This window comes from Streptomyces sp. NPDC127038 (genome assembly GCF_042725875.1).
GTDB lineage: Bacteria > Actinomycetota > Actinomycetes > Streptomycetales > Streptomycetaceae > Streptomyces.
The window spans coordinates 1-17,992 of sequence record NZ_JBHXDQ010000020.1 but is presented as its reverse complement, the minus strand read 5'-3'; the positions used below and the strand labels follow the sequence as shown (position 1 = coordinate 17,992).

Genomic DNA, 17,992 nt, shown 5'->3' with positions numbered 1-17,992 from the left:
CCCGACACCACGCGCACCGCCGTCCGGCCGTCCGCCGGACGGCAGGCACTGGAGGTGAGGCCGGACAGGTTCTAGACGACGTCGAACTCGTTGCCCTCCGGGTCCTCCAGCATGACGGCGTAGTGCGCCATCTCCGGCCGATCCGTGATCCGGCCCACGCGGGCGCCGGCCGCGACCAGTCTTTCCACCGTGGCGGTGACCCGCTGGGTACGGATCTCCAAGGGGACATCACGCCCGCCACCGACCTTGAGGTCGAAATGAATGCGGTTCTTGGTGACCTTGGCCTCGGGAACCTTCTGGAACCACATCCGGGGCCCGTGCCCCGCGGGGTCGACGATCGACTCCGGAATGTCCCCCGCGCCTTCGGGCAACTCCTCGTCGGGCACCCCCATGTCCGCCCAGTACTCCCGCCAGGTGGCATGCCCGCCGGGAGGAGGCTCGGGAACGTACCCCAGGGCCTCGCACCAGAACGCGACCATCCTTCGGGGATCGGCACAGTCGACCGTCAGCATCCACGTCATCTCCATGCCCAGACCATGCCAGACGCCTCTGACAATCGAGCAGCACAGCACGCGCAGCCGAGCACCGTGACTTGTCGCCGTCCGGGTCTCGTTCGTCCCGTGAGTTTCGGCGGCGTCGGGCATGCCGAGGCGCGTGGCACGGGTGTGGTCCTGCATCCTGGTGGCCGTCGACGAGATCCAACGGGGGCGCTGGATGTGGTCAGTGTTGTCAACGTGCGAGGTTCCGGCAGGGGAACGGTTCGACTGGTACTCCGACATCGTCTCGCGTGAGGTGATGCCCGCCGCGCTCAGCAGCGAGCAGCCCGCCGAGTTCCAGGGCGAGGCCGCGGTGCTGGACCTCGGCGACGTCCGGGTGTCGAGGTTCTCCTTGTCGCCGCTGCAATCCCGGCGCACGGCCGCGATGATCCGGCGCGGCGACCCGGAGCAGTACCAGCTGGCCCTGTTGCGCAAGGGGGCCACGTCCCTGTCTCAGCACCGGAACGAGTGCGTCATCGGGCTCGGTGACCTGATGCTCTGGGACACCTCGCGCCCTTCGTACAACCGGATGTCCGCCACGGGCGGCCAGGTGCAGGCGACGATCCTGCTGCTGCCCCGCGACATCGTGCCGCTGCGCACCCAGCGCCTCGACCAGGTGCTGGCCCGCCGCATCCCGGGCGGCGAGGGCTTGGCCGCGATCCTGTCGTCCTTCATGACCGCGCTCGAAGACCACGGCGCGGAGTGCGGTCCGCAGGAGCTGCGTCGTCTGGGCTCCGTCGCCGTCGACCTCGCGACGGCCTGCCTGGCCCAGCACATCGACACCGAGGACCAGCTTCCGGCCGAAGTCAGGACACAGGCGCTGGTGCAGCGGATCCACGCGTTCATCGAGCACAATCTCGGCGACCCCGAACTGAATCCGTCGGCGGTCGCCGCCCACCATCACCTGTCGGTGCGCACGCTGCACCAGCTGTTTCACGACCGGGGCGAGAGCGTCCGCGCCCGGATACGCCGGCGCCGCCTGGAACGGTGCCGCAGCGACCTCATCGACCCCGGTCTGCGTGCCCGTCATGTGAGCGCCATCGCCGCCCGCTGGGGCTTCAGCGGACCGGCGGTCTTCAGCCGTTCCTTCCGCGAGGCCTACGGAATCAGCCCCACCGAGTTCCGGGCGCTGTGCGTCGACGACTTCTGAGTCCGGCCTTCGGTGCGCCCAGGCCAACTCCCGGCTCTCGGCTCCCGGCTCCCGGCTCCCGGCTCCCGGCTCCCGGCTCCCGGCTCCCGGCCCATCCTTCCGCGGGCCCGCGCGTGCCCGCGGAAGGATGTTCACGCCTGTCTCAGCAGCCGTTGTTGATGGCCTTGGTGCCGACGTAGAGGACGCCGTTCGCGTTCATGTCGACGGTCGAGCCTCCACCCCCCTTGGTGTTCGAGGCCCAGACCGCTCCGCCGCTGCTGTTGTAGACCACGAAGTTGCCGTCCGTCTGGTAGACAGCCCAGTTGTTGTTCCCGGAACCCCAACTGTTCGTCGCCCAGCAGACGTAGCGGCTGCCGTCGTCGAAACGGAGGTACTCGACCAGGTTGCCGTCGTTCTGCATGACGAGCTGGATCTGCCAGCCCTGCGGGGAGAACCGATAGATCATCTGCCCTACGTGCAGGGCCTCGCCCCGGTACAGAAAGCTCTGTCCCGCGGCCGCCGACGCGGTTCCGTTGGCGCCGATGAGGGCGGACACGGCCAGACCGGCCGTCGCGACGGCCGCTGCAAGCTTGCGGGTCATGCTCATACTCACGGTCCTCCATTCGAAACGTCCCAGTGCGGTGCTGCGGAGGTGCGGGTACATGGCGGACCGGCCGGCCGGTCGTACGAGTGGAGGCCAGTCGCCGCCGCAGTTCCCTCGTCAAAGATGCCAACGGCCGGTGCGACGGAGTTGACGTGGCGTGCGGGACCTCTTGACCTTGCGTGCAGCGGTCATGCGCACACCGGTCAGCCGGTGGCCTCGCGTCCACGCCCCGCCGGGCGGGAGTCGGGGCCGGCCCCTGTGTCGACCTGGGTCAGAGGGACGCCAGCCAGGTCTCGGTGTCCTGGGGGCGGCCGAGGTGGTGGGTTTCGAGGGGGGCGAAGCGGGGGTCGGCGAGGCGGTGGGCGATTTCGCGGTGGCGGGGTCCGTGCTGGGACCAGGCCCACCACGCCGGGTGTTCCCGGCTCAGCCAGCCCCTCCACGTCTCCCTGTTCCCGCCGAAGAGTGCCTCGCGCGTCACGGTGCGCTTCAGGGACCGGCGCAGGACCCGGGGCATGACCACGCGCCTCGGATAGTCCAGCCAGACCACGGTGTCGGCCCGCTCCCAGAGCAGGTCGCGCACCTCCGGGTAGCCGAGCGAGTCGACGACCCAGCGCGGCTCGGCGACCAGAGCGGTCACGTCGTCGGTCAGTCCGTCGTTGACGGACCAGCCGGGGCCGTCGAAGTAGAGCGCGTCCATCTCGTGGTAGGGCAGGCCCAGTCGGGTGCTCAACACCCTCGCGAGCGTGGATTTGCCCGCCCCCGTCACACCCACCACCAAGATCCGCTGCACGGCCGCACCCTATCCCGCCGGCCCGAAGGAGGCCGCGGGGGACAGCTATACGCTCTCGGTCCATGACGACTCCCGACTGCTATGTCTGCCGCAAGGAAGCCGAGTTCGACGCCCTTCCGCCCCGTGAGTGCGTCGCGTCCGACCAACACTGGCGCGTGGCCCACGTGTTCAACAGCGCCGTGCCCGGCTGGCTGGTGCTCGTGCCCCGGCGGCACGTGACCGCGGTGCACGACCTCACCGACGCCGAGGCGGCATCCCTGGGGATGTGGCAGGTCGGGCTCTCCCGGGCGCTGAGGGGCGTGACCGGCTGCGAGAAGACCTACGTCATCCAGTTCGCGGAGGCGGAAGGCTTCTCGCACGTGCACTTCCACATCGTTCCGCGCGCGGCCGACCTGCGACCCGAGCACCGCGGACCGGGCGTCTTCGAGCTGCTCGGGCGGCCCGCCGAGGAGTCGGTGCCCTCCGACGAGGCGGACCGGATGGCCCACTCCCTGCGCGCTCTGCTCGGTGAAGCCTCCAACGCGCAGGCCTGAGCGGGCGCCCTCGGGGGTCACATGTCCTGGCAGGCCTTGGTCTTGAACTCCGCGACGGACACGGCTCTGGTGGTTTCGTCGCCGTTGTCCGAGACCGTGTCGTACAGGATCCGTCCCGGCGAGAGCCGGCTCCGGTCGGCCGAGGTGAAGGAAATACTGCCCGACGACGACGAGTTGTCGTTCGTCCACCCGTAGAGCGTGTAGGTGGTCCTGGAGGCGAGCGGGCCGAGGGGTTTGGTCGCGGTCCAGCCGGCGGCGGGAGCTTGGAGCGGCCAGGTGGTCAGACCGTGCGTGAGTGGAGGGCGGGCGGTCCATGAGCCGACCGTCACCGTCTTGTCGGCGTGGGGGTCGTCCACGTAGAGCGTCGCGCCGTCGATCCGGTGTCCGCACACCATCATGACGCCGATCAGATGGCCGTCGCCGGTCACGGAGACGCCGGCGACGGCGTCCACGGGAACCGTGCACCCGGACGTCGTGGCCAGGACCGCGGCCGTGACGACGGCTCCGGCGAGACAGCGGAACCCTGAACGCGCGGTGGTCGACCTCATGGCGGACCCCTCCCCCGGGACGCGTACCGTCCTCTGCTCAGAGGTTAGGGCGCGACCGGCCTCCGGCCGCAGGACGCCGTCCACTCGTTGTGCGCTCGTTGCCGCCCCGTAGTCGCGGGACGTCTCGCCCGCTCATCGCGTCCTCCGGGGCGGGGTGAACACGTACAGGTCGAGGATGTCGGGGCAGGGAGCGACACCGGGGCCGCCGGCCCGGACCCAGTCGGTGATGTCCGCGGTGGCCTCGGCGTCGTTGACGAGGCCGAGCCAGACGGGTCGGGCTCCGGCGGCACGCGCGGCCGCCGAAGGCTGGACGACGATCACGTTGGCGTGTTCGCACACATCGAGGCAGGCCGAGACCCGTACCGGCACCTGCTCGGACAGCCGCGCGAGCTGCCGTTCGTGATCCACGCCGGTGACTTTCGGGGTTCCGCAGCAGCAGTCCCGGCAGACGACGACCCGGCACGGCGCCGGTTCGGCGGCGACGCGCTTCTCGTCGCGGCGGTCGTCGGACACCGCATGCGATTCGGGGGTACGGGCTGGAACGGGGGTGCGGGCCGCGCCCGAGGTGGGGGCCGAGCCGGGTGTACGGGGCGAAGCGGGAGTTCGGAGCATGGGCATGCCTCGGGGGTCGGGGCTCGTACGCGGAGCCGGCCTACAGGGCCTCCGGGGGACGGAGGTGCCAGCAGGTCTTCGGACTCGGGTTCGTCCGGACGGGACGCCTTCCCGGTCTCCCAGTGGCGCAGTGCCCCGCCCGTCCCCCTCACCGCTGCGCGTCAGCTCCGGATTCGCACCGGATTCCCTGACCACGGATGTGGTTCGACTGGCCCGTCGAGGTTATCAAGTCCCGTTCGCTGCCCGGATGACGGAGGTTCCGCGCCCTTCGCGCGCGACGAACCCGTAGGGTGGCGTACGCAGCTGGTTCGCCCCGTCCGCCAGGCGGGATGCGTCGCAAGAGGGAACCCGGTGGGAATCCGGGACTGCCCCGCAGCGGTGAGTGGGAACGACCGCCGTCATACGCACTGGGTCCGACGTACGGGATCCGGGAAGCGACGGCCAGTAGGTGTCTCGTACGACCTCGTACGACGGGACGTGCCCGCGAGTCCGAAGACCTGCCAACTGCCCGCGCCCGAACCACTCGTGCGCGGACATCCCGGTGACCTCGAGGGCGGGTCGGCGACACACCAGACGGACGGCCGCGCCCTGCGCGCGAGGTCGGCACCGTCCGGTTCCGTCACCCCTTCGCGCTCTCGTCCCGTCTCCGGGATCTCAGGGATTCATCTCGCGAAGGAGATCTCCGTGACCACCGAGCCCGCAACCGCGGCAGCACGGTCCACCGTGTACGGCTACCCCCGCCAGGGAGCGAACCGGGAACTGAAGAAGGCGATCGAGGGCTACTGGCGGGGCCGGGTCACCGCCGACGCCCTGCGCAGCACGGCGGCCGGCCTGCGCCAGGGCAAGTGGCGGCGGCTCGCCGAGGCAGGCATCGACGAGGTGCCCACCGGCGACTTCTCGTACTACGACCATGTGCTGGACACCACCGTCATGGTCGGCGCGATCCCCGCACGGCACAGGGAGGCCGTCGCGGCCGACCCGCTCGACGGCTACTTCGCCATGGCCCGCGGCACCCAGGACGTCGCTCCGCTGGAGATGACCAAGTGGTTCGACACCAACTACCACTATCTGGTCCCCGAACTCGGCCCGGACACGGTGTTCTCGGCCGACGCGGCCAAGCAGGTCGCGGAACTGGAGGAGGCCGTCGCACTGGGCCTCACCGCCCGGCCCGTCCTGCTCGGTCCGGTCACCTTCCTGCTGCTGGCCAAGCCCGCACCGGGCGTGTCCGCCGACTTCGACCCCCTCACCCTGCTGGACCGGCTGCTCCCGGTGTACGCCGAGGTCCTCGCGCTCCTGCGCGCCGCGGGTGCCGAATGGGTCCAGCTGGACGAGCCCGCTCTCGTCCAGGACCGCACCCCGGCGCAGCTGAACGCCGTCGGCCGCGCCTACCGCGGCCTCGGCGCCCTCACCGACCGGCCCAAGCTGCTGGTCGCCTCCTACTTCGACCGGCTCGGCGAGGCGCTGCCGGTGCTCGCCAAGGCCCCGGTCGAGGGTCTGGCCCTCGACTTCACCGGACCGGCCGCGGCCAACCTCGACGCCCTCGCGGCGGTGGGCGGCCTGCCCGGCAGGCGTCTGGTCGCCGGTGTCGTCGACGGCCGCAACATCTGGGTCAACGACCTGGAGAAGTCGCTGTCCACGCTGGGCACCCTGCTCGGGCTGGCCGGCCGCGTCGACGTGTCCGCGTCCTGCTCCCTGCTGCACGTCCCGATCGACACCGCCCCGGAACGGGACGTCGAACCGGGCATCCTGCGCTGGCTCGCCTTCGCCGAACAGAAGACGCGTGAGGTCGTCACCCTGGCCAAGGGGCTCGCCCAGGGCACCGGCGCGATCGCCGCCGCCCTCTCCGCCAACCGCGCCGACCTCGCCTCCCGTACGAACTCGCCCATCACGTTCGCCCCGGAGGTACGGGCCCGCGCCGCGGCCGTCACCGAGGCCGACGCCCGCCGCGCGGCGCCGTACGCGGAACGCTCCGCGGCCCAGCGCGCGCACCTGCGCCTCCCCCTGCTCCCGACGACGACCATCGGCTCCTTCCCGCAGACGGACGAACTGCGGGCCGCCCGGGCCGATCTGCGCGCGGGCCGCATCGGCACCGTCGGCTACGAGGAGCGGATCAGGACCGAGATCCAGGAGGTCGTCGCCTTCCAGGAGAAGACGGGCCTGGACGTCCTCGTGCACGGGGAGGCCGAGCGCAACGACATGGTCCAGTACTTCGCCGAGCAGCTCACCGGATACCTCGCCACCCGGCACGGCTGGGTCCAGTCCTACGGCACCCGCTACGTCCGCCCGCCGATCCTGGCCGGCGACATCTCCCGCCCCGAACCGATGACGGTGCGCTGGACGTCGTACGCCCAGTCCCTGACCTCCCGACCGGTCAAGGGCATGCTCACCGGGCCCGTCACCATGCTCGCCTGGTCCTTCGTGCGCGACGACCAGCCGATCGCCGACACCGCGCGGCAGGTCGCCCTCGCGCTGCGGGACGAGGTCGGCGATCTCGAGAGGAGCGGGACGTCGGTGATCCAGGTCGACGAACCGGCCCTGCGTGAGACACTGCCGCTGCGGGCCGACGACCGGGCGGGGTACCTGACCTGGGCGACCGAGGCGTTCCGCCTCACCACCGGCGGTGTGCGGCCTGACACCCAGATCCACACGCACATGTGCTATGCGGAGTTCGGCGACATCGTCCGGGCCATCGACGACCTCGACGCCGACGTCATCAGCCTCGAAGCCGCGCGCTCCCATATGCAGGTCGCCGGTGAACTGGCCGCACACGGCTATCCGCGCGAGGCGGGGCCGGGCGTGTACGACATCCACTCCCCGCGCGTGCCGGGCGCGGACGAGGCGGCGGCCTTGCTGCGCAAGGGACTTGAGGCGATCCCGCCGGAGCGGCTGTGGGTCAACCCCGACTGCGGCCTGAAGACCCGCGGCTGGCCCGAGACCGGTACCTCGCTGGAGAACCTGGTCACCGCGGCCCGCACGCTCCGTGCGGAGCTTGCCGCGTCCTGACCGCAGACCCCATCGGCCGGGGGAGGACGCTCCTGCCGCCCTCCCCCGGCCCCGGCAGCGCAGAAAGCATCGGCCCATGGCTCTCGGCATGGCCAGCACCAGGGCTGACGCGCGCGCCGAGCTTCTCCAGGCTCGACTCAAGCATCGAGCACTACGGGCGCGAGTTGTCGCAGGACGTCGTCGAGGCTGGTCTCCTCGTTGTTGCAGAGGATCACGATGGTCATGTCACGGGCGGGCAGCCAACCGAGGAAGGACTGGTATCCCGGGTTGTCACCGATATGGAAGCGCAGGGGAAGCCCGGACAGCGTGCCGAGGGCGTAGCCGTACCCGTAGCCGTCGGCGATCGTCGGCCCGTCGGTGCCCCAGGCGCCCGCCATGGGGGCGTACTGAGTCACCATCGCCTCGCGGGACCCGGCGGAGAGCAGTTGTCCGGCATTGAAGGCGGCGGTGTGGAGAGCCAGGTCGCCGACGGTCGACCAGAGGTCGCCCGTCCCCGGCATGGCTGCGAACTCCGGGACGTCCACCCGCTGGCTCTCCCGGTAGCCGCGGGCGGCCAGTTCGACCGGGGCCGCGCCGACAGACGTCGACGTCATGCCGAGGGGCCGGAACACCTGTTCGTCGAGAAAGTCGGCGTACCGCTGCCCGGTGAGGCGCTCGACGACCCGGGCCGCCAAGAGGTAGCCGGGCGAGCTGTAGTGCCACGTACTTCCGGGTGTGCTGCGAAGAGGCACCTTCGAAAATCGCTCAAGGAACGTGCGGACATCGCCGGGGTGGTTGACGTCGAAGCCGGGGAGTTCCGGCCAGTGACCCAAGCCCGTGGTGTGAGAGAGGAGTTGATGCAGGGTCAGTGCTCGCCAGGTCTCGGGGCAGTCGGTCAGCCAGTGGGCGATGGGGTCGTTCAGACCGACCCTTCCCTCCTCCGCCAGCAGCATCACCGCGGAAGCGGTGAACTGCTTGCTCACCGAGGCGATTTGGAACCGGGTGTCGCTCGTGCACACCGTGCCGGTCTCCGCGTCCGCCATACCCGCGGAAGCCTGCATGACGATCACTCCGCCGCACGTGACGAGGATGGCACCGGAAAATCCGTCGATCGTCTCCACGCTGCAACGATAGGTGCTCGGCTCAAGGCTCAAGCTCGGCTTGATAGGCAAGTGATTGCTTGCCTATGCTGATGACCGTGGCAGAGGATGTCTTCAGGGCGCTGGCCGACCCCACGCGTCGGCGGATCCTTGACGAGCTTGTGGAGCGGGACGGGCAGACCCTGTTCGAGATATGCGCGCGACTGGTGACCAAGCACGGCCTGGGGCTCTCCCGTCAGGCGATCAGCCAGCATCTGGCCGTGCTGGAGTCCGCGGACCTGGTCGTCTCGCGACGCCAGGGCAGATACAAATTCCACGACCTCAACACCGAACCTCTCGAGCGCATCGCGACCCGATGGCTCAGACCCGACACCTCGGAGAGCACCCAATGAGGATCCATCTGACCAGCGTCTTCGTCGACGACCAGGAGAAGGCCCTGCGCTTCTACACCGAAGTGCTGGGATTCGTGAAGAAGCACGACGTCCCCCTGGGCGAGCACCGTTGGCTGACCGTGGTCTCCCCGGAGGATCCCGACGGGACCCAACTACTGCTTGAGCCCTCGGGCCATCCCGCGGTGCAGCCGTACAAGACGGCCCTGGTCCAGGACGGCATCCCCGCCACCGCGTTCGCCGTGGACGATGTGCAGGCGGAGTTCAGTCGGCTGCGCGATCTCGGGGTGACCTTCACGCAGGAGCCTTTGGAGATGGGTCCCGTCACCACCGCGGTACTGGACGACACCTGCGGCAACCTGATCCAGATCGTGCACCAGAAGTAGACCACCCGACGCGAGACCGGACGGACCCGGAACAGTCGCGTCCCGAAGCGCGGCACAGGGACCCCGGATGCCGTGAAGCCCAGCCACCGTTGGGCGCGAAGCGTCCCGGCACGGCGAAGCGCGTCACGTATCTGCCCGAGGACGTCAATCACACCGCGGGTGTCTGGGAGTTCAGTGCCACCGTCAAAGCGGACGACGGTGACCGCTGGGACGGTCAAGACGGACGGAGCCGGCAACCTCCGCACCCACGTCACGCCGCCTGCCGGCAGAACCTGGGTCCGCTCCCCCGCGTGGTCGCCATCCAGGATTGCTTGGTCCGGGGGTTCACGCCGCACTCCAGGGACGCGCCTGTGTCGCCGAACGCCGAAACGCCGGGCGTCATGCGTACTTCTACTCATGACCGTGCGCCGCGCCCCGTGCGCCCGCGAGGGGCGCCCCGGCTTCGGTGGTCCACGGCCACGCGGCTTCGCGGCCCGCCTCGATGAGGCCGACCATCCGGAACGCGGCGTCCGTGAGACCGCCGAAGGTGTGCCGGTGGGGGCCCGTTGGGATGTGGGCGGGTTGGTAGCCCGCGAGGTTCCACGTGTAGACCGGGATGTCGGACGGGACCGACTGGGCCGGGCCCCCGGCGCAGCGGCAGGCGGCGGCCTGTTCATCGGTGACGATCAGGACCCGGTCGTGCCCCCGGTAGTGCGCCTGCACCGCCGCCGCGGTGTGGGTGCCACCCAGGTCGTGGAACCGTTTCAGTACCTCGAGCACCGGCTCACCCGCCGCGAACGGCACCCGCACGCTGGTCGACCCGAACTCCACCAGTTCCGCCTGCTCGGCGCGCATGGCAAGCGCGGTGCCGAACATGGCTGCCGCGTCCGCCCGGGTCAGCTTGGATCGCTCGGAAACGGTGTCGAAGAACATCGAGCCGGACCGGTCCACCAGGATGAGGGTCCGGCCGGGCAGCGGCGGCACGTTGTTCAGGGAGTGGGTCAGTGCCTGTTCCAGCGCGGCCGCCCAGCGCTGCGACGGCGCGTGCTGGTGGGCGGCCAGGTAGCGGAAGGGGAACTGCCGGGACCTGGCCACCTCGGAGGCGTCCGCGAGGCGCGCGGCGACCTCGGCCGCGACATCGTCCGAGACTTCCGCTTCGTCGAAGTTCCGCAGGTTCCGCAGAAGCGCCATCGGCCCCATCGTGGGGATCACGGCTTCCCACACGGCCGCGTCCATCGGTCCGTGGAGCCAACCCGCCAGCGCCTCCCACGTCATGCCTGCCGCGGCCAGCCGCTCGGAGCCGTGCGGCGCGGTCACCACGGCACGCCGCTGGTCCACCGGCACTTCCATCAGCGTCCGGTGGGCGGTCAGCAGACGGTCGGAGGCCGGCGGGACCGCCAGTTCCGGGTGGTGGCGGCGGTCCAGGGCGTACCGGAAGAGCGCACCCTGCCAGGGCTTGTCGGGGGCGGGGGTGGCGTGCACCAGGTTGAGGGCGTCGCCGAAGCGCAGCCCCTTGGAAGCGGTGTCGTACTTGAGCAGGGACCGAGACGTGTACAGACGGCGTACGCCGTCGGCGATGCCCCGCTTCACCGGCTGCGGTACGTTCCGCCCGTACGCCGAGATCCAGTGGGCCAGCAACTCACCGGGCTCGTCGGCACGCTGGAGCACCGAGTCGATCACGGACCGGTTCGACGGGCCCTTGGACTCCCCCGCTGTGAGCCGGGCCCGCACATACGCGGCGGCGCCCACCAGGGACGCCGTGCGCATGTTGCCCTCGCCACGGAGCCAGCGCAGCAGACCGGCTGTCCAATCGGGGTCCTGAAGAGCGAGTTCACCGACGAGGCGGGCGTACCGCTCGTCCCGCTCGGCGCCGCTCTCGTAAAAGGTGCGCTGGGAGACGAAGTTGCCGACCGCGAGCAGGAAGAGTTCCTCGCGGGGTTCCCGGACGAAGGCCGGGCCGCCTTCGTATGTACGGAAGTGCGGCGTGCACTCATGAACGAGCCGTGCTGGGGCCAGAGTTCGGGCGGTGGCCGAGATGTGCGGGGCCACGAGCATCTCGGACCAGATCTTGGAGACGCGCGGGGTGTGACGAGGCAGTGAATCCCCCCGGATTCAAATGACTGGACGGCCCCGGGCCGAAGGATCGGCGGGGCGAAGGCGCCCCGACGGGGCCAGCGCGCCCGCGCCTCACGAGATCAGAAGTGGCGGCGGCGTAACTTGGTTTCAGAAGGAAGTAGCCGCAGCCGAGCGCATCGGAGGCGCGGTCGCGATCACAATGTACAAGCGCCACCGCGTCGCACACCAACGATTTAATGATCCACCCGCGATTCAGCATCCGCCCTGGTCAGAGGCATTTTCCGGGGCGGGTGACGCGTTCTCAGCCCGCCGAGCCCAACCGCAAGGTCACCTCGTGGTCGCGCACCGGCGGCAGGCAGCCGGCGGTCTCGCTGCACGCCCCGTACGTGAGGAACACCCGTGCACTCTCGGTGTCTTCAAGCCGCCGGACGGGGAGTTCGAGGGTGACCCGTCCGTCCTCGTACACGGGCAGGCTCACATCGAGGCCGGCGGGCCGCAGCACCCGCTGCTTCGCATCGGTGGTCGCCGGACCCGTGGCCCTCAAGCCGCCTTCGGCACGGATGCGGGTCGGTATGCCGATGCCGTCGATGCCGCCGTTCGGAAGGGTGAGGCTGTAGAGGTGAAAACCGGGCTGCTCGGGGCGCAGATCCGCGAGGACCCGCAAGTGGCCGTCGTGGGATTCCGCCCGCACCGTCACGGTCACGCCGCCGATCGTGAAGGGGGCCGCACTCGCCGTGGTTGTGGTCCCGGCCGGACCCGCGCACCCGGTGAGCGCGGCGGCGGCCGCCACGAGCGCGCAGCCGATCCTCGAACGGTGGGCCCGGAGCCGCCCCTCTACTGCCATCGCTTCAGGAACTTCTCGACCTGCGCGGCAGGCATCGTACGGGCGTTGGAGAACTCGCCCTGGTTCGTGGCCACCTCGATCCGGCCGGACGCGGCGTCCAGGACGGTCAGGGCGGGTATGCCGCTCGTACGCAGGTCGACGTAGCGCTTGGCCACGTCGAGGTTGTGGTCGAACTCGCCGACGTCAACCTTCACCACGTGGTACTTGGCCAGCAACGCGGACGGCCCGGCTTCTTCGAAGCGGGCGCTCAGGACGCGGCAGTCCATGCACCAGTCGGCGCCGAAGTCGACGAGGACAGGACGGCCGTCCCGCTTCGCCAGCTTGAGAGCGGCCGCTATCTCGGCCGCCGCGTTCGCCTTCGGGTCGTACTCGAACGCGCCCGTCCCCGCGGAAGGTGCCGTCGAAGTCCTGTCCGGTGAAGCCGACTTCGCGGCGGGTGCTGCCGAGACGGCATCAGGGGTCCCGTGGGAAGCCACGGCCTCGCAGCCACTGAGTACCGGCAGGGCGAAGGCGGCCAATGCCAGTGCGGCGGGAAGCAGGGGACGTCTCACGTGACTCCTTGTCGTTCGCCGAACGGAACCCGCCTATGGTGCGGGCGCCGCCGGTGTCCTGCGTGGTCTGCGTGTTCTGCCGGAAAGCGGCAGATGCGCGCGTAGTTTCGCACATAGGCACGCGAGCCTGCTCCTGCGTTTTCCGCTCAGGCACAGGTGACGTTGACGGGTGCGCAGCGGTGCCATCCGGAAGTCGCGGCGGGGACTCCGTCTCCGTGCCCCGGACGTTTCTCGGCACACCAGGTCAGCCCTCTTGGACCGTTGCCGATCACGCCTACGACCTGCGATGATCCGGACCCCGCCATGATCCTGTCGTTCCTGGAGAACCATGCACATCCGTACGGCCACGGCCGCCACCTTCGGCAGCCTGGCGCTGCTCACTCTTCTCGCGCCCGCCGCCCAGGCGGACACCCACAAGGGCGACACCGCCTTCACGTCGGTGACCTTCAGCAAGACCACCGTCAACGTCGGCACCAGCGCGGTCCAGAAGCTGACCGTCACCGCCACCGCCAAGGACAACTCGGGCATCAAGCTCATGGCCGGCCTGAAGCTGGTGAGCTCGGACGGCCGCCTCCAGTACGCGAACTCGTCGACGTGCACGCGTCCCACATCGACGACCATGAAGTGCGTATGGTCGTACGACCTGGACCCTGACGGCACCGACTACTTCGATCTCCGCAACAGCTCGGCCGGCACGTGGCACCTCGACGTGGAGACCGCCGGCTACGACGGTGACTTCTACACGCTCGACAGCAGCGCCACCATGAAGATCAAGCGCTTCGCCAAGCTCGCGACGACCCAGGCGACGCCCGAGCCGGTCGCCAGGGGCGGGAAGCTGACAGTCACGGGAGCCCTGACGCGAGCCGACTGGAACACCAACGCCTACGTGGGCTTCGCCGCGCAGAAGGTCGCCCTCCAGTTCAAGAAGTCCGGCACCTCGACGTACACCACCGTCAAGACGGTGACCACCGACAGCGCGGGCAAGCTGAAGACGACGACCACGGCGAACGCCTCCGGCACCTGGCGCTGGCACTTCGCGGGCACGGGTACGACCAGCTCGGCCACGGCGTCGGGCGACGGCGTCGCGTTGAAGTAGACATCTGCGGGTGCGGTCGGCCACCTCAGGGACAGCTCTTGGCAGCCCCCTCGCCGCGGTCGGCACCCTCTCCGCTCGGTGGCTCGCGCCGCAAGGAAACCCCCAGGTCTTCGGCCTGGGGGCACTGACAACGCGGATCCACGAAGCCGCCACTCGGCCTCCGCAGGCGCGTGAGCCGACGCTCCACGCCCCCTCCGGAACCGCCCGCCCGCTGTGGTCGTCTTGTGCGCTGACTGTGCACACGGCAGGGATACGGGGGATGTTGTGACGCGGAACGTGACGAAGGCCGGGTTGCTGATGGTGGCCCTGGCGACGGTGTTCGGGGCCTCGGCCTGCGGCGGGAAGGCCGGTGCGGCGGCGGACGGCGCGGTCCCCGCTCACCGGAAGGGCGAGTCGGTGAAGCCCTTCGGGCAGGGGGCGTCCGCCGGTTGGACGCCGACGCGCTCCGGCACCGCGGGCACGTCGTCGAAGGTGGCCGCGGCCTCGCCCGTCACCCGGCACGTGCCGTGGAATCTCGACATCCTGGACCAGCGGTCACGGCCCCTGAACGGGAAGCTCACGACGACCGCCCAGGGCAAGGGCGTCCACGTCTATGTGATCGACACCGGGATGGACATCGCTCACGCGGAGTTCGGGGGCCGGGCCCACCTCGGCGCCGACTTCGTGGGCCCGAGGGACTCCGGCGACTGTTTCAGCGAGAGTGGCATCGGTCACGGCACGTTCGTCGCGGGCATCATCGGCGGGGCCAGGTACGGGGTGGCGCCCAAGGCGGATCTCGTACGGGTCCAGGGCGTCCTGTGCGAGAGCTCGGGCGGCGGTTCCCAGGCGGCGGCCGAGGCGGCCGTGGTGAAGTCGGTCAAGTGGGTCACCGCGCACGCGCAGAAGCCGGCGGTGGTGAACATGTCGCTCAACCTGGACCACCGGTCAGCGGCCGTGGAGTCCGCGGTGAAGAAGATGGTCGACGCGGGGATCCCGACGGTGGTGTCGGCCGGCAACTTCCACGACAACGCGTGCGGGCACTCCCCCGCCGGCGTCCCCGGGACGATCGTCGTGGCGGCCTCCACCCCGAACGACCGCCCCTGGACCGACGGAGGCTCCTACGGATCGGGGTACGGGCCGTGCGTGGACCTGTACGCACCGGGCCAGAAGGTGACCGCCGCGCTCGCCGGGGGCGGTACGACCACGGAGACCGACGGCGCGACGTCGTGGGCGGCGCCGCACGCGACCGGCGTGATCGCGCTGTACCTGTCGGCGCACCCGCACGCCACGGCGCGCGAGGTCCACGTCTGGCTCGACCACACCGCCACCCGGGGTGTCCTGCACGGCGTCCGCTCGGACACCCCGAACCGGCTGCTGAACACCGGCGGGCTGTGACCCGGGCGGGGTCGGAGAAGCCGATCCGGTGCCGTCAGGCCTTGCGGGCCATCCCCGCGGCGATCAGGTGCTCCCAGACGGTGAGTTCGCGTTCGGTGCCGCCGTTCCACAGCTTGCCGACCGGGGTGGGGCGCCACAGCGGGGCGGCGACGACGCCCGGGTCGAGGATGTCCAGACCGTCCAGCAGGGAGGCGATCTCCTCGTCGGTACGCCAGCGGCCACGGCCGAACGTCTGCTGGAGGACCTTCTCCGCCTCGGCCGTCTCCGGGTTGTTGCCGGAGCGGAAGTGGCTGACGAAGAAGTAGCTGCCCGAGGGCACCCGGTCGCGCCAGTAGCGGACGATCGCGGCGGGGTCCTCCTCGTCGTTGACATGATGGAGGATGGCGCTGAACACGACGGCCACCGGGCGCTCGAAGTCGATCAGTTCGCGCGTCTCGGGGTGGTGGTAGACCGCCTCGGGGTCGCGGACATCGGCCTCGATGACCCTCGTCCGCTCGTTCTCCTCCAGCAACGCCCTCCCGTGGACGAGCACTTGGGGGTCTATGTCGACGTAGACCACACGGGATTCCGGGGTGTGGCGCTGCGCGACCTGGTGGACGTTGTCGGCGGTGGGCAGACCGCTGCCCAGGTCGATGAACTGGGTCACGCCGGTGGTCGTCGCGATCTCGGCGACCGCCCGGGTCAGCGCGGAGCGGTTGGCGAACGCGATCGCCACCGAGCCGGGGAGATCGCGTTTGAACACATCGCCGATCTCCCGGTCCACGGCGTAGTTGTCCTTGCCGCCCAGCAGATAGTCGTACACGCGCGCGATGCTGGGTTTGGTGGCGTCGATCGAGGTGCCTTCGCTCGTCATGGTGACCATCCTCCCCTGCGATAGAACCGCTGCCCAGCACTTTGGACCATCGAACTGCCCAGTATCGCGGGGAGGTTCAGTGGAGGTCCGGCCCGGTGACGCCGGTGCGGACCGGAAGGGCGAGGAGACCACGGGAGCGCATCGAGGGACGCCACCGCAGTTCGCCCGGCGGCACGTCCAGGGCCAGGTCGGGGAAGCGGTCGAGGAGGGCGGACAGGGCGATCTCGGTTTCCATGCGGGCCAGCGGAGCGCCCAGGCAGTAGTGGATGCCGTGGCCGAGGGCGAGGTGACCCGTGGCGTCGCGGTCGATGTCGAAGCGGTCGGGGTCGGCGAAGCGGTGCGGGTCCCGGTGGGCGCCGGCGAGGGACAGCAGGACCGTCTCCCCCGCGGGGACGGTCACGCCGCCGATGGTGACGTCCTCGGTCGGGAACCGGCGGATGGCGAGGGGCACCGGGCCGTCGTACCGGGCCAGTTCCTCGACCGCCGCGCCCAAGCGCGTGGGATCGGCCCGTAGTTCGGCGAGCTGATCGGGGTGGCGCAGCAGGGTCAGCACCGCGTTCCCGATGAGGTGAACCGTGTTCTCGTACCCGGCGAACAGGATGAGGAAGGCCAAGGACATCAACTCGTCCTCGCTCAGCCGGTCTTCCTCGTCGCGCACGGCGATCAGCGCGGAGAGCAGGTCATCGGTCGGAGCGGTTCGTTTGTCGGCGATGAGCCGGGTGAGGAACGACAGCAGGCTGCCGACCGCCTCCTTGGCGAGGTGCGGCCGCGTCGGATCGGGGGCGACGAGAGTGTCGGTCCAGGAACGGAAGTCCAGCCGGTCGGCCGGGCGTATGCCGAGCAGGTCGCAGATCACGGTGATCGGCAGAGGCGCGGCGTACGAGGTGATCAGGTCCGCGCGTTCGGCGGCGGCGACGACGTCGAGCAACTGGTCGGCGGTGCGCCGGACCGGCTCGCGCAGCCGCTCGATCTGGCGTGGGGTGAAGGCCCGGTTCACCAGTCGCCTGATGCGGGTGTGGTCCGGGGGGTCCATGTTGAGCAGGTTCGCGTCCAGTGCCGGCGGTAACGCCATGCCTCGGTAACCGCCGGGCGGCGCGTTGCGCTTGTCCAGGGAGAGCCGGGGGTCGGCGAGAGCCTGGCGCACGTCGTCGTAGCGGGTCACCAGCCAGGCGGGCAGCCCGTCCGTCCCGGTGACCCGGTGCACGGGCCCGGCCTCGCGGAGCCGCGCGTACACGGCGTACGGGTCGGCGGCGAGTTCGGCGGGGTCAACAGGAGCCTGGGGGGCGGGGGTTGTATGGGTCATGCTCCGACCCTACTGATCCAGTGATCCGCACCGAACGGTACCGGCTGGAACCTGCCGAGTACCTCCGGACGGACGGAGGGGCGCCGGCCTGCCGGAGGGGCGCTGGCCTGCCCCGCAGGCCGACGCCCTGACGGACCGGCCCGGCGGACCGGCCCGGCCAGCAGGTCGGCCTGGCCAGCAGGTCGGCCTGGCCAGCAGGTCGGCCTGGCCAGCAGGTCGGCCTGGCCAGCCAACCCATCTGGCGAGTTCGGTCAGTCCGCCCATCCGGTCCGTCCTGTCAGCGGATCGGCGCGGCTGAGCCGGCCGG

18 protein-coding genes and 2 riboswitches are annotated in these 17,992 nt (G+C 70.4%); of the genes, 7 read left to right on the top strand and 11 right to left on the bottom strand.

Annotated elements, in window-relative coordinates; translation table 11 throughout:
* Positions 1-71: 71 nt before the first annotated feature.
* Entirely contained in the window at positions 72-527 is a 456-nt protein-coding gene (locus ACFWI4_RS16620; RefSeq protein ID WP_387196315.1) for a VOC family protein, read from the bottom strand.
* Between the two features lie 115 nt (positions 528-642).
* Between ACFWI4_RS16620 and ACFWI4_RS16615 the strand changes: the two genes are divergently transcribed.
* A complete protein-coding gene (locus ACFWI4_RS16615) occupies positions 643-1,686 on the top strand; it encodes a helix-turn-helix domain-containing protein (RefSeq protein ID WP_387196312.1) in 1,044 nt (347 codons plus the stop codon).
* Positions 1,687-1,828: 142 nt separating this feature from the next.
* Here ACFWI4_RS16615 and ACFWI4_RS16610 read toward each other — a convergent pair whose 3' ends face one another.
* Complete coding sequence (locus ACFWI4_RS16610; protein WP_387196310.1) at positions 1,829-2,272, bottom strand: hypothetical protein; 444 nt, start codon at positions 2,270-2,272, stop codon at positions 1,829-1,831.
* Positions 2,273-2,540: 268 nt separating this feature from the next.
* Entirely contained in the window at positions 2,541-3,059 is a 519-nt protein-coding gene (locus tag ACFWI4_RS16605) for an adenylate kinase (protein WP_387196307.1), read from the bottom strand.
* Between the two features lie 62 nt (positions 3,060-3,121).
* On the opposite strand from ACFWI4_RS16605, the gene ACFWI4_RS16600 reads away from it, so the two are divergent.
* Positions 3,122-3,592: an HIT family protein gene (locus tag ACFWI4_RS16600; protein WP_387196304.1), complete on the top strand. Its 471-nt coding sequence runs from the start codon at positions 3,122-3,124 to the stop codon at positions 3,590-3,592.
* Positions 3,593-3,609: 17 nt separating this feature from the next.
* Here the strand turns inward: ACFWI4_RS16600 and ACFWI4_RS16595 are convergent, their stop codons facing one another.
* Positions 3,610-4,140 (bottom strand): hypothetical protein, encoded by a 531-nt coding sequence (locus ACFWI4_RS16595; RefSeq protein ID WP_387196301.1) that lies wholly within the window; start codon positions 4,138-4,140, stop codon positions 3,610-3,612.
* A 132-nt stretch (positions 4,141-4,272) separates the two neighbouring features.
* Complete coding sequence (locus ACFWI4_RS16590; protein ID WP_387196298.1) at positions 4,273-4,653, bottom strand: (2Fe-2S) ferredoxin domain-containing protein; 381 nt, start codon at positions 4,651-4,653, stop codon at positions 4,273-4,275.
* A gap of 150 nt (positions 4,654-4,803) precedes the next feature.
* Positions 4,804-4,980: riboswitch (cobalamin riboswitch) on the bottom strand.
* 59 nt (positions 4,981-5,039) lie between these two features.
* A riboswitch (cobalamin riboswitch) is annotated at positions 5,040-5,272 on the top strand.
* A gap of 164 nt (positions 5,273-5,436) precedes the next feature.
* Here ACFWI4_RS16590 and metE point away from each other — a divergent pair.
* Positions 5,437-7,755, top strand: coding sequence for a 5-methyltetrahydropteroyltriglutamate--homocysteine S-methyltransferase (metE, locus tag ACFWI4_RS16585; protein WP_387196295.1), 2,319 nt, complete (start codon positions 5,437-5,439; stop codon positions 7,753-7,755).
* Between the two features lie 137 nt (positions 7,756-7,892).
* Here the strand turns inward: metE and ACFWI4_RS16580 are convergent, their stop codons facing one another.
* Positions 7,893-8,855, bottom strand: coding sequence for a serine hydrolase domain-containing protein (locus tag ACFWI4_RS16580; protein ID WP_387196292.1), 963 nt, complete (start codon positions 8,853-8,855; stop codon positions 7,893-7,895).
* Positions 8,856-8,932: 77 nt separating this feature from the next.
* On the opposite strand from ACFWI4_RS16580, the gene ACFWI4_RS16575 reads away from it, so the two are divergent.
* Positions 8,933-9,226, top strand: coding sequence for an ArsR/SmtB family transcription factor (locus tag ACFWI4_RS16575; protein ID WP_387196289.1), 294 nt, complete (start codon positions 8,933-8,935; stop codon positions 9,224-9,226).
* The gene (locus ACFWI4_RS16570; RefSeq protein ID WP_385391677.1) at positions 9,223-9,609 is read left to right on the top strand and encodes a VOC family protein; all 387 of its coding nucleotides are present in this window, start codon (positions 9,223-9,225) and stop codon (positions 9,607-9,609) included. The genes ACFWI4_RS16575 and ACFWI4_RS16570 overlap by 4 nt, the downstream gene beginning before the upstream one ends.
* 390 nt (positions 9,610-9,999) lie before the next feature.
* On the opposite strand, the gene ACFWI4_RS16565 is transcribed toward ACFWI4_RS16570, so the two are convergent.
* The 3 genes from ACFWI4_RS16565 to ACFWI4_RS16555 form a co-directional block, all read right to left on the bottom strand.
* Positions 10,000-11,643 (bottom strand): TROVE domain-containing protein, encoded by a 1,644-nt coding sequence (locus tag ACFWI4_RS16565; protein ID WP_387196285.1) that lies wholly within the window; start codon positions 11,641-11,643, stop codon positions 10,000-10,002.
* Positions 11,644-11,965: 322 nt separating this feature from the next.
* Positions 11,966-12,508, bottom strand: coding sequence for a hypothetical protein (locus tag ACFWI4_RS16560; protein ID WP_387196282.1), 543 nt, complete (start codon positions 12,506-12,508; stop codon positions 11,966-11,968).
* Entirely contained in the window at positions 12,499-13,059 is a 561-nt protein-coding gene (locus ACFWI4_RS16555) for a thioredoxin family protein (RefSeq protein WP_387196279.1), read from the bottom strand. Before ACFWI4_RS16555 ends, ACFWI4_RS16560 begins: the two co-directional genes overlap by 10 nt.
* Before the next feature lie 328 nt (positions 13,060-13,387).
* Between ACFWI4_RS16555 and ACFWI4_RS16550 the strand changes: the two genes are divergently transcribed.
* Together ACFWI4_RS16550 and ACFWI4_RS16545 are read left to right on the top strand one after the other, a co-directional pair.
* Positions 13,388-14,155 carry a calcium-binding protein gene (locus tag ACFWI4_RS16550; protein WP_387196276.1) on the top strand — a complete coding sequence of 256 codons (768 nt, stop codon included), beginning with the start codon at positions 13,388-13,390 and terminating at the stop codon, positions 14,153-14,155.
* A 264-nt stretch (positions 14,156-14,419) separates the two neighbouring features.
* Positions 14,420-15,529, top strand: coding sequence for a S8 family peptidase (locus ACFWI4_RS16545; protein ID WP_387196273.1), 1,110 nt, complete (start codon positions 14,420-14,422; stop codon positions 15,527-15,529).
* Between the two features lie 34 nt (positions 15,530-15,563).
* On the opposite strand, the gene ACFWI4_RS16540 is transcribed toward ACFWI4_RS16545, so the two are convergent.
* Both ACFWI4_RS16540 and ACFWI4_RS16535 read right to left on the bottom strand, forming a co-directional pair.
* Complete coding sequence (locus ACFWI4_RS16540; RefSeq protein ID WP_385407999.1) at positions 15,564-16,382, bottom strand: SAM-dependent methyltransferase; 819 nt, start codon at positions 16,380-16,382, stop codon at positions 15,564-15,566.
* A 76-nt stretch (positions 16,383-16,458) separates the two neighbouring features.
* Positions 16,459-17,685: a cytochrome P450 gene (locus tag ACFWI4_RS16535; protein ID WP_387196270.1), complete on the bottom strand. Its 1,227-nt coding sequence runs from the start codon at positions 17,683-17,685 to the stop codon at positions 16,459-16,461.
* Between the last annotated feature and the right edge of the window lie 307 nt (positions 17,686-17,992).